14 protein-coding genes and 2 pseudogenes are annotated in these 20,192 nt (G+C 72.4%); 11 read left to right on the top strand and 5 right to left on the bottom strand.

Annotation, left to right across the window (positions count from 1 at the left end; translation table 11 throughout):
* The first annotated feature begins 180 nt into the window (after positions 1-180).
* The 3 genes from ACSC1Q_RS31805 (at position 181) to ACSC1Q_RS31795 (ending at position 5,938) form a co-directional block, all read left to right on the top strand.
* On the top strand, positions 181-1,530 hold the full coding sequence (locus ACSC1Q_RS31805; protein WP_436762387.1) for an extracellular solute-binding protein: 1,350 nt from the start codon (positions 181-183) through the stop codon (positions 1,528-1,530).
* Positions 1,531-1,605: 75 nt separating this feature from the next.
* Positions 1,606-4,884, top strand: a complete 3,279-nt coding sequence (locus ACSC1Q_RS31800; RefSeq protein WP_436762386.1) for a DEAD/DEAH box helicase — start codon at positions 1,606-1,608, stop codon at positions 4,882-4,884.
* Positions 4,885-5,002: 118 nt separating this feature from the next.
* Positions 5,003-5,938 carry an SWIM zinc finger family protein gene (locus ACSC1Q_RS31795; RefSeq protein WP_436762385.1) on the top strand — a complete coding sequence of 312 codons (936 nt, stop codon included), beginning with the start codon at positions 5,003-5,005 and terminating at the stop codon, positions 5,936-5,938.
* Between the two features lie 188 nt (positions 5,939-6,126).
* Here the strand turns inward: ACSC1Q_RS31795 and ACSC1Q_RS31790 are convergent, their stop codons facing one another.
* Positions 6,127-7,728: a GDSL-type esterase/lipase family protein gene (locus ACSC1Q_RS31790; RefSeq protein WP_436762384.1), complete on the bottom strand. Its 1,602-nt coding sequence runs from the start codon at positions 7,726-7,728 to the stop codon at positions 6,127-6,129.
* Positions 7,729-8,170: 442 nt separating this feature from the next.
* On the opposite strand from ACSC1Q_RS31790, the pseudogene ACSC1Q_RS31785 reads away from it, so the two are divergent.
* From ACSC1Q_RS31785 to ACSC1Q_RS31755, 7 genes and pseudogenes are all read left to right on the top strand, one after another.
* Positions 8,171-8,527: pseudogene (locus tag ACSC1Q_RS31785) on the top strand (thiamine pyrophosphate-binding protein); the annotation flags it as partial.
* A gap of 43 nt (positions 8,528-8,570) precedes the next feature.
* Positions 8,571-9,653, top strand: a pseudogene (oxc, locus tag ACSC1Q_RS31780) (oxalyl-CoA decarboxylase); the annotation flags it as partial.
* Positions 9,654-9,780: 127 nt separating this feature from the next.
* Complete coding sequence (locus tag ACSC1Q_RS31775; RefSeq protein ID WP_436762383.1) at positions 9,781-10,224, top strand: AMP-binding enzyme; 444 nt, start codon at positions 9,781-9,783, stop codon at positions 10,222-10,224.
* Positions 10,225-10,578: 354 nt separating this feature from the next.
* Positions 10,579-11,469 (top strand): DUF418 domain-containing protein, encoded by an 891-nt coding sequence (locus ACSC1Q_RS31770; protein WP_436762382.1) that lies wholly within the window; start codon positions 10,579-10,581, stop codon positions 11,467-11,469.
* The gene (locus ACSC1Q_RS31765) at positions 11,466-12,260 is read left to right on the top strand and encodes a carbon-nitrogen hydrolase family protein (protein ID WP_436762381.1); all 795 of its coding nucleotides are present in this window, start codon (positions 11,466-11,468) and stop codon (positions 12,258-12,260) included. The genes ACSC1Q_RS31770 and ACSC1Q_RS31765 overlap by 4 nt, the downstream gene beginning before the upstream one ends.
* Before the next feature lie 10 nt (positions 12,261-12,270).
* Positions 12,271-12,732 carry a hypothetical protein gene (locus tag ACSC1Q_RS31760; RefSeq protein WP_436762380.1) on the top strand — a complete coding sequence of 154 codons (462 nt, stop codon included), beginning with the start codon at positions 12,271-12,273 and terminating at the stop codon, positions 12,730-12,732.
* The gene (locus ACSC1Q_RS31755; RefSeq protein ID WP_436762379.1) at positions 12,729-13,160 is read left to right on the top strand and encodes a hypothetical protein; all 432 of its coding nucleotides are present in this window, start codon (positions 12,729-12,731) and stop codon (positions 13,158-13,160) included. Before ACSC1Q_RS31760 ends, ACSC1Q_RS31755 begins: the two co-directional genes overlap by 4 nt.
* 158 nt (positions 13,161-13,318) lie before the next feature.
* Here the strand turns inward: ACSC1Q_RS31755 and ACSC1Q_RS31750 are convergent, their stop codons facing one another.
* The 3 genes from ACSC1Q_RS31750 to ACSC1Q_RS31740 form a co-directional block, all read right to left on the bottom strand.
* Positions 13,319-14,818 carry an MFS transporter gene (locus ACSC1Q_RS31750; RefSeq protein WP_436762378.1) on the bottom strand — a complete coding sequence of 500 codons (1,500 nt, stop codon included), beginning with the start codon at positions 14,816-14,818 and terminating at the stop codon, positions 13,319-13,321.
* Positions 14,819-15,098: 280 nt separating this feature from the next.
* Entirely contained in the window at positions 15,099-16,595 is a 1,497-nt protein-coding gene (locus ACSC1Q_RS31745; protein WP_436762377.1) for a carboxyl transferase domain-containing protein, read from the bottom strand.
* Positions 16,596-16,806: 211 nt separating this feature from the next.
* Positions 16,807-17,970 carry a CaiB/BaiF CoA transferase family protein gene (locus ACSC1Q_RS31740; RefSeq protein ID WP_436762376.1) on the bottom strand — a complete coding sequence of 388 codons (1,164 nt, stop codon included), beginning with the start codon at positions 17,968-17,970 and terminating at the stop codon, positions 16,807-16,809.
* Between the two features lie 451 nt (positions 17,971-18,421).
* Between ACSC1Q_RS31740 and ACSC1Q_RS31735 the strand changes: the two genes are divergently transcribed.
* Positions 18,422-19,120 carry a hypothetical protein gene (locus ACSC1Q_RS31735; protein WP_436762375.1) on the top strand — a complete coding sequence of 233 codons (699 nt, stop codon included), beginning with the start codon at positions 18,422-18,424 and terminating at the stop codon, positions 19,118-19,120.
* Positions 19,121-19,368: 248 nt separating this feature from the next.
* Here the strand turns inward: ACSC1Q_RS31735 and ACSC1Q_RS31730 are convergent, their stop codons facing one another.
* A complete protein-coding gene (locus ACSC1Q_RS31730; RefSeq protein ID WP_436762374.1) occupies positions 19,369-19,824 on the bottom strand; it encodes a putative quinol monooxygenase in 456 nt (151 codons plus the stop codon).
* Positions 19,825-20,192: the final 368 nt, after the last annotated feature.

Raw genomic sequence — 20,192 nt, 5'->3', positions numbered from 1 at the left:
TCCAAAGCCCGATCCCGAACCGAAGCCGAAGCCCGAACCCGAAGCCCGAGGTCTCCACCCCGGAGGTATCCGATGAGCCGCCCCTCCCCGTCCTCCCCGTCCGCCTCAGGCTCAGGCTCAGGCTCAGGTGGGACGGGCGGGCGGGGCGCGCCCTCCGGGACGGAGCCGGTCGGCCACGGGGTGATCCTTCTCCTGTTGCTGCTGGCCTGCCTTCCCTCCCTGACCGCGAGCGCCACGCCCACCCCGCCTCCCGGGCCGCCCAGGGACGACTGCGTCCTGCGCATCGCCAGCGGCGCCGACGTCTCGGGAGGGACCCGCGAACGGGCACTCGAAGCGGTCTGGAACGGCGTCAAGGGCAGGCCCCGGGCGTGCTTCGTGGCGATCTCCTCGGTCGCGGACGAGCAGCGCAGCGCGATGATCTCGGCCGCCCAGTCGAAGGCAGGGCACTACGACGTGTACAACCTCGACATCCAGTGGATCCCCGAGTTCGCCGAGGGCGGCTACCTGCGCCCGATCGACACCGCCGCGCACGGCGGGACCAACGACTTCCTCTCCCAGATCTGGTCCGCGGGCGCCTGGAACGGCGTCCAGTACGCGGTGCCGTTCAACACCGACGTGGGGCTCCTCTACTACCGCGACGACCTGCCGGAGCCGAAGGACTGGCGGGACATGACCGCCCTCGCGACGGCGCGCCGCGCCGGGCCCGGCCCCGCCGTCCTCGGGCTCGCCGGGCAGTTCGCCTCGTACGAGGGGCTCACGGTCAACGCCCTGGAGGCGATCTGGGCCAACGGCGGGGACGTGGTCGACGCGAACGGCCAGGTGGTGATCGACCAGAAGAGGAGCGTGGAGGCCGTCGGGCGGCTCATCGAGACGGTGCGGGCCGATGTGATCTCCGGGGAGACCCTCGGCAGCACGGAGGCGGAGTCACTGACCGCCTTCCGCGAGCGGCACGCGCTGTTCCTGCGGCACTGGCCCTACGCCCACGAGGTGCTCTCCGGGGAGTCGAAGTCGAAGGGGGTCGCCTTCCGCGCGGCACCGCTGCCCTGGCAGAGCGTCCTCGGCGGCCAGTACCTCGCCGTCTCCAGGCACACCGTCCGGCGCGACGCCGCGCAGCGGCTGGTGGCGGCGCTGACCGGCGAGGAGGCGGCCAGGCTGCTCTACCACTGCGGCGGGTTCGCCCCGGCCAGGGTCTCCGCCCTCTACGCGAAGGCGGAGCCCGGCTGCGACGGCCCGTCGCCCGCCGCTCCCCCTCCCGGACCCACCGAACCCGAGCCCGGGTCCGGATCCACTCCCTCCCCCACCGCCGAGCCCGAGTCCGAGGGCGTGCGGCCCGACACGCTGCTGCGCGCGCTGACGCAGGCCAGGACGCGCCCGCCCTCCCCGTACTACAGCCAGTTCAGCCGGGTCTTCCGCACGGAGGTCCACGAGCTGCTCGGCTGCTGGTCGCTCGGGCGGAAGGGCTGCGAGGACGCGAGGACGTTCACGGCGGGTCTCGCCCCCAAGCTGAGAAAAGCGCTGGCCGGGGGCTGACCCGGCCGGGCGCGAGGCCCTCGGCCCGAGGCGCCCCGGCTGTTACGGTTCTTTGAACGCGAGGAGGGCGTGAGGGTGCTGGTGGTTCACGGGGCCTGGGTGGACGGCAGGCTCGCGCTCTGGGCGGAGGACCCGGCCGACCCCGTTCCCGGCACCTCGCGGGCGAGAGTCCGCCCGCATCCGTTCGCGGCCGGGGACGCGGTCGTCCTCGACGGTCTGGCGCTCTGGGGAGACGGCGCCGCGTCGGCGGCGGGCAAGGCGGTCGCGGACGAGCTCGTCCTGCTCCTGCCGAGCTCGGCACGGAGCCCGCTGCCCTCCCCCGAGTCCGGGGCGGAGGTCACCGCGCGGCAGCCGGGGATCGGTTCCTGGCGGGTGCCCGCCCTGCTGGTCGAGCCCGGCGCGGCCCTGGACCTGCTCGACCGCGTCGACGAGATGACACACCTACCCGCGGAGGCGTACGAACCCGACGAGATGCCCGGGGAGACACACGGACTCGACGAGTCTCCGGTGGAGACGTACGAACCCGGGGAGGCACACCGGCCGCGCGAGCGCTCCGGGGAGTTTCCCGGGAACGCCCGGCGGGTGCCGATCCCGGGAGCCTCCCTGCGGTACCTCGCCGCCGTCGCGGCGTACGCACGCGACCTGGTCCGCGGTGGCGGGGTGCTGCCCCAGCTCGTCGCCGAGGGCGACGGCCACGCGGCGCGGTGGCGTCCGGTGCCGACCGGCCCGCACGCCGCCCGCTTCCGCGAACTCGCCACCGCGATGCCCCCCGTCTGCCGGTCGGTCGCCGAGGAGCGGCCCTCCGCCCGGGTGCTGGGCGAGGCCCTGTCCTGCCTGGCCGACGCGGCGGTACGGCGAGCGCTCCCCGAACCCCTGCTCGGCGGGCGCCGGCCGGGGACCCGCGGACCCCTCACGGACCGCTGGCTGGTCGCCCTCACGGGAGAGGACGCCACCCTCCCCGGCCTGACCCGAGCCACGGCGAGCGAGCTGGCCGAGCCGCTCCAGGAGTGGTTCAGGTCGGCACACCTGCTCGACGCTCCGGTGAGGGTCTGTTTCCGTCTGACCGAACCCGAACCCGAACCCGAACCCGAACCCGACGCCCGCACCGACTCATTCACCGACACCGACACCGAGGGCGCACCGGAAACCGGCCCCGGTCCCGTCTCCGGCCGGCGGGAGGACGGCTCCCCCTGGCGGGTGGAGTTCGCCGTCCAGTCGGCGGAGGACCCGAGCCTGTATCTGCCCGCGCCGCTCATCTGGGCCGGTGAGACCGCTCCCGGCCTGCCCGCCCGCCCCGAGGAGACGCTGCTCGCGGGGCTCGGCCGGTCGGCGCGGCTCTACCCGGAGGTGGAGGAGGCGCTGCGCGGTCCCCGGCCGTCGGAGCTCGTCCTCGACACGGCGGGCGCGTTCGCGTTCCTGCGCCACGCCGCCCCGCTCCTGCGGTCGGCCGGGTTCGGCGTGCAACTCCCCGCCTGGGCCGGAACGACGAAGCTGGGGCTCAAGCTCACGGCCCGCTCGCGGAAGACGCGGAAGACACGGAAGACAGGCCCGGGAGCGGCCTCCGATCAGGGGTTCGGGATGCGGCAGCTCGTGGACTTCCGGATGGACCTGGCCATCGGCGACGAGACGGTCGGCGAGGAGGAGCTGGCCGAGCTGGCCAGGCTCAAGGTGCCGCTGGTCCGGGTACGGGGCCGGTGGGTCGAGCTGGACGACCGGCAGCTGGGCGCGGCGCTGGAGGCGTTCGAGAGGCGCCGGGCGGGCGAGATGACGGTCGGCGAGGTGATCCAGGAGGTCGTCCACGGTGGTGACGACGAGTTGCCGATCGTCGCGGTGGACGCCGACGGCCCGCTCGGCGACCTGCTGTCCGGCGAGGCCGGCCGCCGCCTCGAACCGATCCCGACCCCGGCCGGTTTCCACGGCGAGCTCCGGCCGTACCAGGAGCGAGGGCTGTCCTGGCTCGCCTTCATGTCGGACGTGGGGCTCGGCGGTGTCCTCGCGGACGACATGGGACTGGGCAAGACCCCGCAGACCCTGTCCCTGCTGCTCAACGAGCGCGAGACGAAACGGGGAGAGCGTCCGGGGGCGACGCTGCTGGTCTGCCCGATGTCGCTGCTCGGCAACTGGCAGAAGGAGGCCGCCAGGTTCGCCCCGTCCCTGGACCTCTACTCGCACCACGGCGCCGCCCGGCTGCGCGGGGAGGAGCTGGCCCGGCGGGTGGAGGAGGCGGATCTCGTGCTCACCACGTACGGCACCGCCCTGCGGGATCGGGAGGCCCTGGCGGAGCTGGCCTGGTCGAGGGTCGTCTGCGACGAGGCGCAGGCCATCAAGAACAGTGCCGCCGGGCAGGCGCGGGCCGTACGGTCGATCCCGGCGAGGAGCAGGTTCGCGCTGACGGGCACGCCGGTGGAGAACCATCTGGCGGAGCTCTGGTCGATCATGGAGTTCTGCAACCCCGGCCTGCTCGGCCCGGCCAGGCGGTTCAGGAAGCGCTACCAGGAGCCGATCGAGCGCGACGGCGACACCGTGGCGACGGCCGCGCTCAGACGCGCCACCGGCCCGTTCGTGCTGCGGAGGCTCAAGACCGACCGCTCGATCATCTCCGACCTGCCGGACAAGATGGAGATGAAGATCTGGTGCAACCTCACCCCTGAGCAGGCCACCCTCTACCAGGCCGTGGTCGAGGACATGATGGCCAAGATCGCCGACAGCGAGGGCGTCGAGCGGCGTGGCAACGTGCTGGCGACCATGACGAAGCTCAAGCAGGTCTGTAACCACCCGGCTCAGCTGCTGAAGGACGGTTCGCGGCTGGCGGGCCGGTCGGGCAAGCTGGCCCGGCTGGAGGAGCTGGCCGAGGAGATCGTCGAGGAGGGTGACAAGGCGCTGGTCTTCACCCAGTACGCCGCGTTCGGCGCCCTGTTGCGGCCGTATCTGGCCGCCCATCTGGACCGGCCGGTGTTGTGGCTGCACGGCGGGCTGCCCAAACGCAGGCGCGACGAGCTGGTCGAGCGCTTCCAGGGCGATGACGAGCCGATGGTGTTCCTGCTCTCGCTCAAGGCGGCCGGGGTCGGCCTGAACCTGACCGCCGCCACCCACGTGATTCACCTCGACCGCTGGTGGAACCCGGCGGTGGAGGACCAGGCGACCGACCGGGCTTTCCGGATCGGCCAGACCAGAAACGTCCAGGTCAGAAAGTTCATCTGCCTTGACACGCTGGAGGAGCGGATCGACGAGATGATCGAGCGCAAGAAGGCCCTGGCCCAGAGCGTGGTCGGCACCGGCGAGGACTGGATCACCGACCTGTCCACCGACCAGCTGCGCGAACTGTTCCGGCTCGGTTCGGAGGCCGTCTCGTGAACCCGGAGTCTGTCCCGTGAACGCGGAAGCGGTCCAGTGAACGCGGAAGCGGTCCAGTGAACGCGGAAGCGGTCTCGTGAACGCGAGCGCCGAGCGAACCGGCGGTGAGGGAGGCTCGATGGGCAGGAGAAAGTGGTACGACCCCTCCGGGCCGATCCGGGTCGAGGGCGGCATGCGGGTGCGCAGCAGGCGGGGCTCGATCGGCGAGCGGTGGTGGTCGCGGCGGTTCATCGACATCCTCGAACGCGTCTGCGACAGCGGCAGGCTCGGCCGGGGGCGCTCGTACGCGCGCTCGGGCCAGGTCCTCGACCTGGAGCTCGGCCCCGGGCTGGTCGCGGCGCGGGTCCAGGGGTCGAGAACGACCCCCTACCGGGTCGGCATCGAGATCACGGCCTACGACGCCGACCAGTGGCGGACACTCACCGGAGCGCTGGCCGCCCAAGCTCTCCACCGCGCGAAGCTGCTCGCCGGGGAGATGCCTCCGGAGATCGAGGACGTCTTCCGCGAGTGCGGGCTGCCACTCTTCCCCGATCAGCGCGACCTGGACATGGACTGCTCGTGTCCCGACTGGGGTTTCCCCTGCAAGCACCTGTCGGCCGTCCTGTACGTGCTGGCCGAGGCGTTCGACGACGACCCGTTCCTGGTCCTCGCCTGGCGGGGCATGGCGAGGGACGCCCTGCTCGACGCCCTCCGCCAGACGGGCGGCGACCCGGCGGCCGGGGACGACGCGGCGGGTCCGGGGCCGGGGCCGGGGTCGGGGCCGGGTCCGCTCGACGTGACCGACGTGCCGTTCGCCGACCGGCTGGCGGATTTCTACGAGCCCGGCACCTCCCCCGCCCGGCTGCGGGACCGGGCGGCGCCGCCCACCGGCCCGCCCGACCTGCTGCTGCGCGCCCTCGAACCGCCTCCGCTCACGGCGCGGCGCGTCCCGATCCCGGACCTGCTCCGCCCCGCCTACCTGGCCTTCGCGCGGGACGGTGACACTTCCACGGAAGAACCCGACCCCCACCCCAAGGACGACAGCGCCCTCGCGGGGGGCGATGGACTTTCGTAGGAAGACGGGCCCGGTCTCACGGGCGGGGACCGGGAGACCAGGAGAACCCGGGACCAACCGGGAACAAAGGGCCCCGGGGACTCGAGGATCCGGAGACCCGGGGAGGGGCGGAAAAGTTCGGACCGGCGGGTCGCCCCGCCGGTCCGGGTCATCGGCGATCGGCCGACGACGGTACGAGATCCCGGCGGTCAGCCGGTGACGATCTCGAACTGCTCCCAGGGGCCGACCGCGTCGCGGTTGGCGATCAGCGGCTGCGCGCCCCCGCCCTCGGCGCACACGTACTTACCGTTGACCTGGGCCCGGAGGCTGACCGAGCCGTCCGGGTTGCTGGTGATCTGGAAGGTCTCCCAGGCACCGGCCGAGGGGCGGTTGGCGATCAGCGCCTGTGCCCCGGCCCCCTCGGCGGACACGAACTGGTTGTTGAGCTTCGCGCGCAGCCCAACGTTGCCGTTGCCCAGGTCGACGCGCTCGAACTGCTGCGCGGTCCCGACGGACGTCCCGTTCGCGATCAGCGGTGAGCCGTTGGCCGCGGTGACGTAGCGGCCGTTGGCCTTGGCCCGCAGGCCGATCACCGACGGGACCGGCGTGCCCGGCGTCCCGAACCAGGTGAGGTTGACCGCGTTGGCGGCGGCCTGCAGGCCCGCGTCGTTGGGGTGCAGGTGGTCGCCGGTGTCGTAGGCGGGCAGGAACATCGTGGGGTTGGCCGGGTCCCTGAGCGCCGCGTCCTGGTCGAGCACGCCGTCGCAGCCGCTGCCCGTGCCGCGGACGAACGCGTTGTAGGCGACGCGCTGGTTCTCCGCGTCCTGCGACCAGGCCGACCAGCCGCGGTACGGGGTCAGCGTGGAGCAGAAGAACTTGACGTTCCGCTGGTGGGCGCGGGCGATGAGCTGCTTGAGGCCGTCGATGAGCTGCGCCGCGCGGGTCGGCGGTGAGGTCGACGTCAGGTCGTTGATCGGGTCGTCGGAGAAGATCACCCACCGGACGTCCGGCTGGGAGAGCACGTCGCGCTCGAAGCGGTTGATCGCGCTCTGCCCGGCGCCGTCGGCCAGCAGCCGGTTGCCGCTGATGCCCTGGTTGAGCACCCCGACCACGCGGCCGGAGTCGATCAGACGGGAGGCGAGCCGGTTGGGCCAGCGCCGGTTGGCGTTGAAGCTGGAGCCGTAGCCGTCGGTGATCGAGGCGCCCAGCGTGACGACGGCGCCCTGCGAGGCGGCGTTCTGCACGTCCAGGTTGGCCAGGAAGTAGTAGCTGCCGACCTGCTGGGCGTTCGCGAGGCTCGCGTTCCCGGCGACGTTGCCCGAGGCGACGTAGTTGGTCTGGGACGACATCTGGTGGTAGGTCGCGGGACCGGTCGGCTGCGGCAGGTAGATGCTGACCGCGATGTCCGACTGGGCGGCGACGGTGAAGGCGATGGAGTCGCTGACCGCCAGCCCCCCGGCGGGGATGGTGACGGAGCGCTGGCCGCCGAAGGTCACCACCCGGTCGGTGGCGAGGTCGACGCCGGAGTCGGAGGTGCGCCGGGCCACGTGCACGTTGTCGATGGTCACCGGCTGGTTGCCGAACGCGTTCGACAGCTGGACCCGCGCCGCCGTGCCGCCGATGCTGGTACGCACGATCTGGCGGATGGTCTGCTGGTTGAAAGTGGTGCCGCTGCTCTGTGGGGAGACCGCCCAGGTGCCGGTCCAGGCGGCCGCCGCGGCGGCCGAACCGGTGGTCATACCGGCCGTGCTCGCCGCCAGGACGGCCACGAGGGCCACGGCGAACAGGCGGGAAAAACCGCGTCGTCTCATGGATTCTCCTGCGAACCGGTGCTGCCGCGAACCGAACTCGTGAGACGGCCGGGTTACGGACGCCCCTCGTTATAGTTCAGTACTTGAATTAACCAACGCGAGGTTAGAGCGGTGGATAAATCACGTCAAGTCATAGATAGGAGGTATTACTGACCTTTTCGGATAAGACACCGCCCGGCCACCTCATTGCAACGTTCCCGGACGCGGGATTCCCCTCCGGGCGAGCGCGGCGCACCGGTTCGGATCCTCCAGATAGGTCGGACCTATCAACGGGACCGGCGAACCGGATGGCACGCGAACCGGGCGCGGCGCCGGACCTGTGCCGAACCCGCACCGGACCCGCGCCAGGCCTGCGCCGGGCCGGTCTCGGGTCGTCCAGGGGCCCGTATAACGTGGCCGGTGCCGGGGTGACTCGACATGACGCCACGACGTTCCTCTTGACATGACAGAGAACCCGAGGTTGGGCGATCTCTCCGTCACCGGACGGATCGCCGATCCGGACGCGTTGGATCGCCGATCCGGACGCGCTGTCAGCCGGCCGACGCCCGCTCAAGGCAAGCGCTCAGGGCGAACGCCCAAGGCGCACAGGACCCGCGCACATCGGCTCCCGGCAACGGCGGCCCCGTCGAGATCGACCCGATCGCCTGGCCGGGCCCGGCTGGAGATCCCGCTGATCCGAGGCTCTCTGGGAGCGGAAAAGGCCGCCGGCCACGCCGCGGCGGCGGCCGGGTTCCTGACCGGCCGCCCCGGCATCTGCCTGACGGTGTCGGCGCCCGGCTTCCTCAACGGCCTGGTGGCGCTGGCCAACGCCACCACGAACTGCTTCCCGATGATCCAGATCAATGGTACGGGTGGTCGATCCGGCGCCCGCGCGGATTCCCGCGCCCGAGTCCGTCGCGCGGGCCCTGGACCTGCTCTCGCACGCGGAGCGCCCGCTGATCGTCCTCGGCAAGGGGGCCGCCTACGCGCGGGCCGACCAGGCGATCCGGTCGTTCGTCGAGACCACCGGCATCCCGTACCCGCCGATGTCGATGGCCAAGGGCCTGCTGCCCGACGACCATCCCCAGTCGGCGGCCGCGGCCAGGTCCCTGGCACTCGGGCAGGCCGACGTGGTGATGCTCGTCGGCGCCCGGCTGAACTGGCTGCTCGCGCGCGGGCGGCCGCCGCGCTGGTCGGCGACGGCCAGGTTCGTCCAGGTCGGCGTCGACCCGATGGAGATCGACAGCAACCGGCCGATCGAGGCCCCGATGGTCGGCGACATCGCCTCGACGATGGCCGCGTTCAACGAGGCCCTGCGGCCGGGCCGGATCACCGTACCGGCCCCCTGGAAGGACGCGATCGAGGACCGGACCGAGCGGAACGTGGCGAAGATGCGTGCCAGGCTCACCGCCGACGCCGTTCCGATGGACTTCTCGACCGCGCTGCGCGCGATCCGCGACGTGCTGGACGACCACCGTGACGTCTACCTGGTCAACGAGGGGGCCAACACGCTCGACTCCGGCCGGGACATCGTGCCGATGTACCTGCCGAGGCACCGGCTCGACTCCGGCACCTGGGGGGTCATAGGCGTCGGCATGGGGTACGCCATCGCCGCGGCCGTCGAGTCGGGCAGGCCGGTGGTGGCGATCGAGGGCGACAGCGCGTTCGGGTTCAGCGGCATGGAGATCGAGACCGTCTGCCGCTACCGGTTGCCGGTCGTCACGGTCGTCTTCAACAACGGCGGCGTCTACAAGGGCGACGAGGTGAACACCCACTCCGCCGACCCCGCGCCGACGAGCCTGCTGCGCTCCAGCCGCTACGACAGGCTCATCGCCGCGTTCGGCGGCACCGGCTACCAGGCCGACACCCCGGACGAGCTCGGCCACGCGCTGTCCGCCGCGCTGAGGGCCGGTGGCCCGGCGCTCGTCAACGCCGTCATCGACCCGGCCGCCGGACCACGGGAAGCACCGGCGCGTCCAAGGTCGTGCCGCTCACCCACGCCAACCTGCCGCGTCCGTCACCGGCATCCTGTCCACGTACCATCTCGGACCCGACGACGCGACGCTGCTGGTCATGCCGCTGTTCCACGGGCACGGGGCCACCGCGGCGGCCTTCACCACCGACGGGTGGTTCCGCACCGGCGACCTAGGCCATCTGGACTCCGACGGCTACCTGTTCCTCAGCGGGCGGATAAAGGACCAGATCAACCGTGGGGGCGAGAAGATCTCGCCGCGCGCCGTCGAGGCGGCCCTGCTCTCCCACCCCGCCGTCCAGGACGTACTGACATTTGCCGTACCCGATGCCAAATATGGCGAAGAGATCAACTCCGCCGTCATCCTCCGGCCCGGCCGGCACGCCACCGAGGCCGACCTGCAACGGCATTGCCGGACCCGGCTCACGGCCTTCGAGATCCCCAAGAAGATCTTCTTCCTTGACCACTTCCCGCGTACCGCCAAAGGTGACGGAGACCGTCGCGCGCTCGCCGCGGCCCTCACCCGCGACGGATCGCCGTCATAGGCGCGCCGGACACCGGCGCGGCCCCCACCTCGGGGACTTGGCAGGACTTATCGATGGGGTCGTCTATGCGTAGGGGATTATGGGGTGGTACGTCTATTTCCTGTGACCCGACCGACCCAGCCGACCGATCCAACCGATCCGGCCGGACCCGCCGATCCGACCGGACCAGCCGGATCGGCCGGAGCGACCCAGCCGACCGGGCCAACCGGGCCGACTGATCCGGCCGGACCGGCTCGGCCGACCGGAGCGGTTCGACCGGCCGACCCGATCGATCCGGCCGATCCGGCTCGACCGGCCGGAGCGGCCCGGCTCCACGCGCTCGACGCGCTCCGCGGCTTCGCGGTGTGCGGGATCATGGTGGTCAACACCTGGCAGCACACGCGCGAGCACCTGAGGGAGTCCGATCGCAACGCGGTCGACTGGGCGGTCGACAACCTGCTGCAGAGCAGGTTCTACCCGATCTTCTCGTTCCTGTTCGGGCTGAGCTTCGTCCTCTTCCTGAGGTCGGCGACCGCGCGGACCGGGCACCCCTGGGCCGTGCTGCTGCGCAGGCTGGCGGTGCTCGCGGCGCTCGGCGCGGTCCACCAGATCCTCAACCCGGGCGAGGTGCTGCTGCCGTACGCGATCTTCGGGGCGCTGGTCCTGCTGCCCGCCTGGTTCTTCCCCCGGCCCGCGGTGGCGGTGCTGGGCGTCGCCCTCACCGCGTGGGCGGTGTACCAGGGCGGCGGGATCATTCTCGTTCCCGGCCTGTTCCTGCTGGGCATGGCGCTGATGGAGAGCCCGCCGCCGGAGTGGCTGCTGCCACCGGCGTTCGTGGCGAGCGCGGTGCTGGGCGTGACGCTCACCTGGCTCTGGGTCCGCGTCGCCAAGGATCCCGTCCTCTTCCACGCGTCCGTCTACCCGGCCGCCGGGCTCGCCGCCGCCACGGCCTACTGCACCGGGCTGCTGCTCCTGCTGCGGACCCGGCTGCGCGACCCGCTGCTGGCGGTCCTGGCCCCGCTCGGCCGGATGGCGCTGACGAACTATCTGGTGAGCACCCCGGTCATCCTGCTCTTCGTCCCCCTGCTCGTCGCGGACACGACCCGGCTCGCCGGTGTGGCGCTCTCCGCCGCCACCCTGGTGCTCCAGGTGCTGTTCAGCCGCGCGTGGCTCGCCAGGTTCAGGTACGGGCCGCTGGAATGGGCGTGGCGGAGCCTCACGTGGATGGAACGAGTGCCGAACAGACGGATAGGGTCACACCCGTGACACGCATCGCCCTCTGCCAGATCCCGGTGGCCGAAGACCCCGCCGCCAACCTGAGCCGTGCCCTCGACGCCCTCTCCGAGGCCGCCGAGGACGGCGCCGAGCTGGCGATATTCCCGGAGGCCGCCCTCACCCGATACGGCAGACGCGTCACCGACCTCGCCCAGCCGCTGGACGGGCCGTTCGTCACCGGGCTGGCCTCGGCGGCGCGGGAGCACGGCCTGTCGGTGATCGCGGGCGTCTTCGAGCCCGGCGAGGGCCGGGTCCGCAACACCGCGGTCGCCATCGGCCCCTCGGGCTCGATCGAGGCGGCCTACCGGAAGATCCACCTGTTCGACTCCTTCGGCGCCCGCGAGTCCGAGCTGGTCGCGCCGGGCGACACCCCGGTCGTGGTGGAGCTGGCCGGGATCCGGGTGGGCCTGGTCACCTGCTACGACATCCGCTTCCCCGAGCTCACCCGGGCCCTGGTCGACCTGGGGGCCGAGATGTTCGCGGTGATCGCCGCGTGGGGTTCCGGGCCGATGAAGGAGGAACACTGGACCACTCTCGTCAAGGCCCGCGCGATCGAGAACACCACCTGGGTCGCGGCCGTCGGCCAGGCCCCGAACCCGGAGGCCCGCGACGGCTTCGGGATCGGACGGAGCATGCTGGTCGATCCGATGGGGGTGGTACGCACCGATATGGGGCCTATAGCCGCCGTACAGATGTGCGAAATCGACTCGCAGATCACGATTGCTACCCGGAATGCCCTGCCATGCCTCGAACACCGGCGGCTCCAGGTCGGCGGATCGTAAAATGCCGACCGTGAGTGAGCCACCTGGGCGTAGAACGCAGATGCAGAAGGTCATACCGCCTCGGCTGCTCGTGCCCTATCTGGCCGGCAGACGCACCGTGATCTCCGGGTACGTCTACCGGGTTCAGGACTGCGCGCGGCTGACCACCCCCGCGCAGCTGTTCGCCGGTCTCGACCTGGGGTTCGAGGGGTCGGAGCTGGCGGAGACGGTCCCGGAGATATACCTGATGCGCTGGTTCGCCCGCGACATGGACGCCTACGTCGTGCCGTACGGCCCGCACATGGGTGGTGACTGGAACGATTCACCACCCTTCACCGGAAACGGCTTCACCACCTCGCGGGAGCACGTCGTGCCTCAGTTCCACACCACGCCCATGCCGATCCCCGCAGGAGCCGAGATCATCCACGTGGTCCCCGGCGACGAGCGTCTCTTCGGCCTCTACGACGGCCTGAGCTGGCGGCCCGCCTCATGAGCGCCGAGATCGAGCCGGTGGCCTCGGGATTCGCCGCCCGCTACCTGGGCCGTACGTACGCCGCCGCCCTCGGGCCCGGCGGCGCCGAGGTGGTGCTGTTCAACGAGGAGGCCCAGAAGGGCTTCGAGGCGGCCGCCGGCTACTGGCGGCTCGTCGTCGCCCGCGAGGACCTCGACTGGCTGGTGCTGGTCCGCACGGTCGGCGCGTTCGGCGGGGAGCCGTGCCTGGTCCTCGACGTCTCCGAGGAGAACGGCGAGGAGAGCCTGCACATCGCCTACACCGGGCACAGCGGGATGAAGGCCGAGGCCCTGGGCTACTGGATGGTCGACCACGGGGCCTACGAGGTCGTCGTCCCCCGCGACGAGGTCTTCTCCATCAGGATCGAGCGCCTGCCCGTCCCGCTCGCCCCGGAGGGCGCCGAGCCGTAACGCCCGCCGTGACTCCGGCCCTCGCGGGGCGAGCCCCCGGGCCCGCCCGGAAGCCGCGGGGCGGACCCACCGAACGACCGGGAGCCCCGGGGCAGGCCCACCCGCCGACCGGCCGGGAGTCCCGATCCGGGCCCGCCCGCCGGTCGACGGGGGACGCCTCATCGCCTGGCGTTCCCCCGGAGCAGGACCACCACCAGCAGGGCGACACCCGCCATCAGGACGGCGCTGATCGCCGAGGTCAGGTGGAAGCCCTGGACGAACGCTGCGCGCGCCGTGTCGAGGAGTCCGGACGCGAGCCGTCCGGGAAGGTCCCCCGCGACCGTCACCGCGGCGTTGAGGTTGTCGCGGGCGGCCTCGGGGACCTCAGCCGACGAGATCCGGCTCCGGTAGACGGCGGTGATGACGCTGCCGAGGACCGCGATGCCGAGCGCGCCGCCGAACTGGGGTGCCACCGAGGCGATCGCCGCCGCGGCACCGGCCCGGCGCGGCGGCGCGGAGCCGACGACCAGGTCGGTGGCGAGCGCCATCATCGGCCCCAGACCCGCGGAGACGACGACGGCCCCGGACACGAGGACGGCGAGCCCGCCCGTGCCCCGCGTCCGGGTGAGCACGAGACAGCCGATCGCGGACACGGCCAGTCCCGTGGCGATCACGGTGGAGGGCGAGATCCTCCGCGCGACCCGGGGGGCCAGGAGGGAGCCCGCGATGACCCCCGCCGCCGAGGGAGCCGTCCACAGCCCCGCCTCCAGGGGCGACAGGCCGTGCACCAGCTGCAGGTACTGCGCGACGGCGTAGTTGGACCCCCACAGCACGAAGATGCCGAGCGCCAGCGTGGCGGCCGCGGCACTGAACGTCCGTCCCGCGAACAACCGCAGGTCGACGAGGGGGTCGGCCAGCGTACGCTGCCTGCGGACGAACGCCGCCGCCAGCGCGAGCCCGGTCACGACCGCGACCGCGGACGTCATCTCCGGGCCGTCGGCCGCGATCCGCTTGAGCCCGTAGACCACCGGCAGCACCGCGCCCAGTGACAGCAGCGCGCCGGTGACGTCCAGCCGCCCCGCCGTGAAGTCCCCGCGCTCCGGCAGCAGCAACGGGCCCGCGACCAGCAGCACCGCCATGAAGGGTACGGCCAGCAGGAAGGCCGACCCCCACCAGAAGCGTTCGAGCAGCCATCCCCCCACCAGCGGGCCGATCGCGGTACCTCCCGAGACGCTGGCGACGATGATCCCGATGGCCGTCGCCCGCTGCCGCGGATCGGCGAACATGGACGTGGCCAGGGAGAGCGTGGAGGGCATCAGCGTCGATCCGGCGACCCCCATCAGTCCCCGGGCGACGATCAGGCTCCCGGCGTCGGGCGCGTAGGCGGCGAGGACCGAGGCCAGGCCGTACGCCACCGCCCCGATCAGCAGCAACCGGCGGCGGCCGATCCGGTCGCCCAGCGCGCCCATGGTGATGAGCGACCCGGCCAGCAGGAAGGCGTAGACGTCCACGATCCACAGCAGCTGGGTGCCGCTCGCCGCCAGGTCCCTGCCGATGGCGGGGAGCGCGAGGTTCGTGACGGTCAGTTCGAGGGAGGCGAGGAGGGCGGGCAGCGCCAGCACGGCGAGGCCGGCCCACTCCCGTCTTCCCGCCAGAACCGGTGCGGTCGGATTGGTCATGGCCATCAGGATGAGACCTCAACCAAAGTTCAGGTCAACAGCCGGCGGCCACGCGGGGCCCGGGGACGTCCACCGGCGGGTCGCGGAGACCCGGAGTCGTCCACCGGCGGCCACGCGGGGGCCGGGAGTCCGCCGACGGGCCACGGAGACCCCGAGGCGTCCACCGGCGGCCACACCGGGGCCGGGCGTCGCCACCGGACCGGCGGAGACCCCGAGGCGTCCACCGGCGGTCACACCGGGGCCGGGTGTCCGCCGACAGGCCACGGAGGCCCGTACCCCCTCAGCTCACGCCGAGCCGCCGGTAACGGGCCAGCCGGGCGGCGAGGCGACCGGCGGGGGCCTGGCCCAGCAGTCCCGCGATCTCGTGCTCCAGGGTGCGCGCGACCCGGGCGCAGAACGCCTCCGGCTCGTAGGCGGCGTCGGGGAACTCCGGGATGATCCGGTCGACGAGGCCGTCCCTGCGCAGGTCGGTGGACCTCACCCCCTGCGCGGCGGCGATCTCCGGGGCGAAGTCGACACTCCGGTACAGCAGCGCGGATGCCCCCTCGGGAGACAGCGGCGACAGCCAGCCGTGCTGGGCGCACAGCACCCGGTCGGCGGGGAGCAGCGCGAGCGCGGCGCCGCCCGCGCCCTCCCCCAGCAGCAGGCACACGGTCGGGGCGTCGAGCATCACCAGGTCGGCCACCGAACGGGCGATCTCCGCCGCCAGGCCGCCCTCCTCGGCCGCCTTGGACAGCGCGGCCCCGGCGGTGTCGATCACGGTGACCAGCGGCAGCCCCAGCTCGGAGGCGAGGCGCATGCCCCGCCTGGCGACCCTGAGCCCGGCCGGGCCGAGCGGGGCGTCGATCCGCTGGTGCCGCCGGTCCTGGCCGAGCACGATCGCGGGAGCCGCGCCGAACCTGGCCAGGGCGAGGACCAGCCCGGGGTCGTTCTCGCCCACGCCGGTGCCGTTGAGCGGGGTGACGTCGGAGGCGCCGAGCTTGAGCAGCGCCCGCACCCCGGGACGGTCGTCGCGGCGGGAGCGGCTGATCGCGTCCCACGCCTGGACCGTCGGGACCCGCTCGTCCGGCTCGGGCCCCGGATCCAGGTCCCGGCGGGGGGCGCACAGCACGGCGAGCGCCCGGATGGCGACCCGCCTGGCGTCCTCCGCCGACACGACGGCGTCGACCAGGCCGTGGGCGAAGAGGTTCTCGGAGACCTGGACGCCCTCGGGGAACGGGTAGCCGTGCAGCGACTCGAACACCCTCGGCCCGAGGAACCCGATCAGCGCGCCCGGCTCGGCGGCGGTGACGTGCCCGAGCGACCCCCAGGAGGCGAAGACCCCGCCGGTGGTGGGGTGGCGCAGGTAGACGACGTACGGCAGGCCCGCGGCTCGGTGCGCGGCCACGGCGGCGGTGATCTTCACCATCTGGACGAAGGCCACCGCGCCCTCCTGCATCCGGGTCCCGCCCGAGGCGGGGGCGGCGAGCAGCGGGAGCCCCTCGGCGGTGGCCCGCTCGACCGCGGCGGTGAGCCGCTCGGCGGCGGCCACCCCGATCGAACCGGCCAGGAAGGAGAACTCGCACACGACTACCGCCACCCGGCGCCCGTCCAGCAGGCCCTCCCCGGAGAGGACCGACTCGTCGTACCCCGTCTTGGCCCGGACTGCGGCCAGCTCCTCGGCGTACCCCGAACCGGGCGCGGCGGGGTCGGCGGGCGGCTCGTCCCACGACCGCCACGTTCCCGGGTCGAGGAAGGTGTCGATCAGCGTGCGCGCGTCGGGCCGCGCCGGGGTCATACCCGCGCTCCCCGGGACGGCGTCCGGCCGTGAAAACCCTGGAACGGCGTCCGGCCGTGAAATCCGCGGGACGGCATCCGGCCGTGGAATTTCAGGAACGGCGTCCAGCCACGGAGTCCCCGGGACGGCCGCCGACCGTGGAATCCCAGGAACGCCGTCCGGCCGTGGAGTCCCCCGGGCGGCGTCCGGCCGGGTAAGGAGGGGGTGCCTGTCATCGCTCGCGCGCCTCCAGCCAGGCGAGGACCTCGTCGTCGTGCTCGCCGAGCGCGGGCGGGGCGGTATGGCGCGCGGGAGGGTCGCCGTCGAAGCGGAGCGGCGGCCCCGGCAGCTCGATGGTGCCGAGCACGGGATGGTCCACCTCGACGACCAGGCCCTGGGAACGGGTCTGGTCCCAGGCGTAGACCTCGTCGAGGGACCTGATGGCCCCGGCGGGCACCCCGGCCTCGCCGAGCGCGGCGAGCCAGTGCGCCCTGTCGTGCTTGGTGAGCGTCCGCTCCATGTCGGCGATCAGCTCGTCCCGATGCGTGAACCTCTCCCTGTTGGTCGCGTACCTGGCGACGTACGGGTCGGCGTCCAGCCCCAGCAGGGCGGCGACCTTGCGCCACTGCGTGTCGTTCGCCGCCGCGATCTGGATCATGCCGTCGGCACAGCGGAAGGCGCCGTACGGGGCGATGGAGGCGTGGTGGTTGCCGCCCGCCCGGGACACCTGGCCGCCGACCGTCCAGGCCGTACCGTGGTAGGAGTGCACCCCGGTCACCGCGGCCAGCAACGAGGTCCGCACGACCTTGCCCCGCCCGGTCCGCTCCCGCTCGTAGAGCGCGGCGACCACACCGTACGCGCCGTGGATGCCGCCGAGCAGGTCGGCGACCGAGGCGCCCACCCGGTACGGCTCCTCGGGCGACGGGCCGGTCAGGCTCATCAGCCCCGCCTCGCCCTGCGCGATCTGGTCGTAACCGGGCCTGCCGCCCTCCGGGCCGTCGTGGCCGAAACCGGTGATCGACAGGATGACCAGGCGGGGGTTGAGCTCGTGCAGCCGTTCGACGGAGAAGCCCAGCCGGTCCATGACACCGGTGCGGAAGTTCTCCACCAGCACGTCGCTCTGCCGCACCAGGCGCTCGACGAGCGACCTGCCCCCGGCGGACTTGAGGTCGACGGCGATCGACTGCTTGTTGCGGTTGGCCGCCAGGAAATACGTGGAGATGTCATGGTCGGGACCCACGAACGGCGGGCCCCAGCCCCGCGACTCGTCACCCCCCGCGGGATGCTCCACCTTGATCACCCGGGCACCCAGGTCACCGAGCATCTGCGCGGCGTGCGGGCCCGCGAGCGCGCGAGAGAGATCGAGGACGACGATGTCGCCGAGTGCTCCCTGCAAGATCAACCTCCGGTGCGTGGCGGCCGGCCCGGCCGACGAGGGCCCCCGGTCCCGGCTCGTTCGCCATGAGACCACTCGGTACGGCAACCGGACGGGGGAACACCCATGATCTCCCATACCATCACCGGGCGGGACGGGAGGGGGCGAGATCATGAGGACGTGTTCGTCACGATCTCCCTCATGGCCCCGGCCGGGAGGAACCGGGGTCACCCACGTACCGGCTCTCCCAGGCGCGGCACAGGACACTCCTGCGGACCCCACGAACCGACCACCACTACCCGGCCGACCGGAGATCCCTTCCACGCCGCCCTTTCCTGGACAAGCGGAAACCTCCCTCGGTGGAGGAGGCTTCGTTCGATCAAGGTTCTGGCCGTCGGGACGCTTGATCGATTTTGTGGCGACCGCTCGCCAGGGTGAGCCTTTCGCTCACATTCGCCCCAGGAAGTGGCACGTGCCGCGTCGCCATCGTTTCGGCGTTCCCGCCCTGCTCGCCACGAGTGTGCACGTCGTCGCGGTGGCGGTCGCCGCCGTGACCGCGCCGGTCTCCGGCGACCTCGGCGCGCTGTGGCGGTTGACGCTGTTCAGGGAGATGGACGAGGGCGTCGCGGTGACGTGGCCGAACGCGCTCGTCCTGGTCCTGGCCGCCACGGTGTGGGCCTGGGCGCTGTGGCAGAGCCTGCGCGGGCCGTTGGCGGGGCCGTCGCCCGAGCCGGGCCGGGACGTGCGACGGCTGCGGGTGGCGCTGTACGCCGCGCTGGCGTTCTGGCTGTTCTACTTCCTCCTGCCGTCGTGGCCCTGGTGGGTGACGGCGCTCGGCGCCGTGGTGATGCTGGTGGCCGTGGTGCGGTTCCGGCCGGTGCTGGGACGCGGCCTGGAGTATGCCGACCACGCGCGGGGCGCGGGTGTGCTGGCGTACGGGGGCGCCGCCGTCGCCGGGGTGCTGGACGTCCTCGGCCTGCCCGTGCCCGACGGAGTGGCCCTGGTCTGCGGCCTGGCGGGCCTGGTCTGGACGGTGCTGGTCCTGCGGGCGCGGTGGCGGGACGGCCGCTGGCGGCGGGCCACCGTCCTGTGCGGCGTCGCCTCCCTGGCGGGGTTCGGGTCGATGGGCTGGGCGTTCGCGGCGAGGGGAACGTCTACGCCAACGCCCTGACGGCCACGGAGGCCCTGATGATGGTCTGGCTGGCCCGCTCCGCTCACGAGCTCGCCGACCCGCGCCACCGGCGGGTGGCCGCTCCGGTCGGCCTCGGTCCGCAGGCAGGCGACCGGGACCCGGGCCGAGAAGAGGATTCATACGGGGATGCCCACTCCGCCCGGCCGGTCACCCGGCGAGGACGCGCCGATCGTCACCGGCGGTCACCGGGCGGGCTCTCCGGCGGCTCGTACGCTCGCGCCGGCCCGTCAGGCCGACACGACCTGATGGCCGAGCACCACGTTGTACTTGCCGTGCATGACGTCGAGACGATACAGGCGTGCGGGATAGGCGAGCATGTCCGCGAGGAGGTCGGAGCGCAGGAAGTTCCGGCCCCCGGGACCCATGTCGTGGGTGTGGCGGGCCTCCGTGTCGGGAAACGCCTCGAAAATGCCGAACACGGTCTTCGAGAAACGGAGTGCGAACCACGGTCCGGTGCCCGGCTCGTCGTCGACCCCGGCGTTGATGTCCTCCAGGAATTTCCTCAGCTCACCCTCCTTGCCCGGCTTCGCCGCGAGGTGGATGTAGTAGGCCTTGTGGCCGGGCGTGCCGTCCTCTCCGAACACGACGAAGCCCGGATGCTCGGAATCGTCCGCCTTCAGATCCCGCGCCGGGTCAGGGCCGGGAACGAGGTCGTTTTTGGGTGGCTTGACATTGTCACGCATATCGCTTCGCTCATTTCGGTCACGCCGTGCACCACTCGACTCGACGGATACGAGCGTCCTGTGCCGTGTTCGTTCGCCGAGCCGGCCAGCCATATCGCGATCACCGTAACAGGAGGCGCGCCGACGGTGCGGAGCGCGCCGAGGGCGCTTGACCATTCAATACGTTTTCGACAATTGATCGTGGAACCGTCTTTGTCGGATGGGCGTGGGTGAGGCATGACGCGAAACCGGCTTCACCCCTTCGGTTACCGCTCGGCCCGGGTGGTGACCGAGTCGGCGACGCCCGGCGGCCGTACCACGGGTGAGGCCGGACGCGAAAGGGCCGGGCGCCCGATCGGACGCCCGGCCCGGGAAAGGACCCCCCCCCC

It is taken from the genome of Streptosporangium heterodermiicola, assembly GCF_051390675.1.
GTDB lineage: Bacteria > Actinomycetota > Actinomycetes > Streptosporangiales > Streptosporangiaceae > Streptosporangium.
Note: the sequence above shows the minus strand (reverse complement) of the source record. Positions and strands in the feature narration are given on the sequence as shown.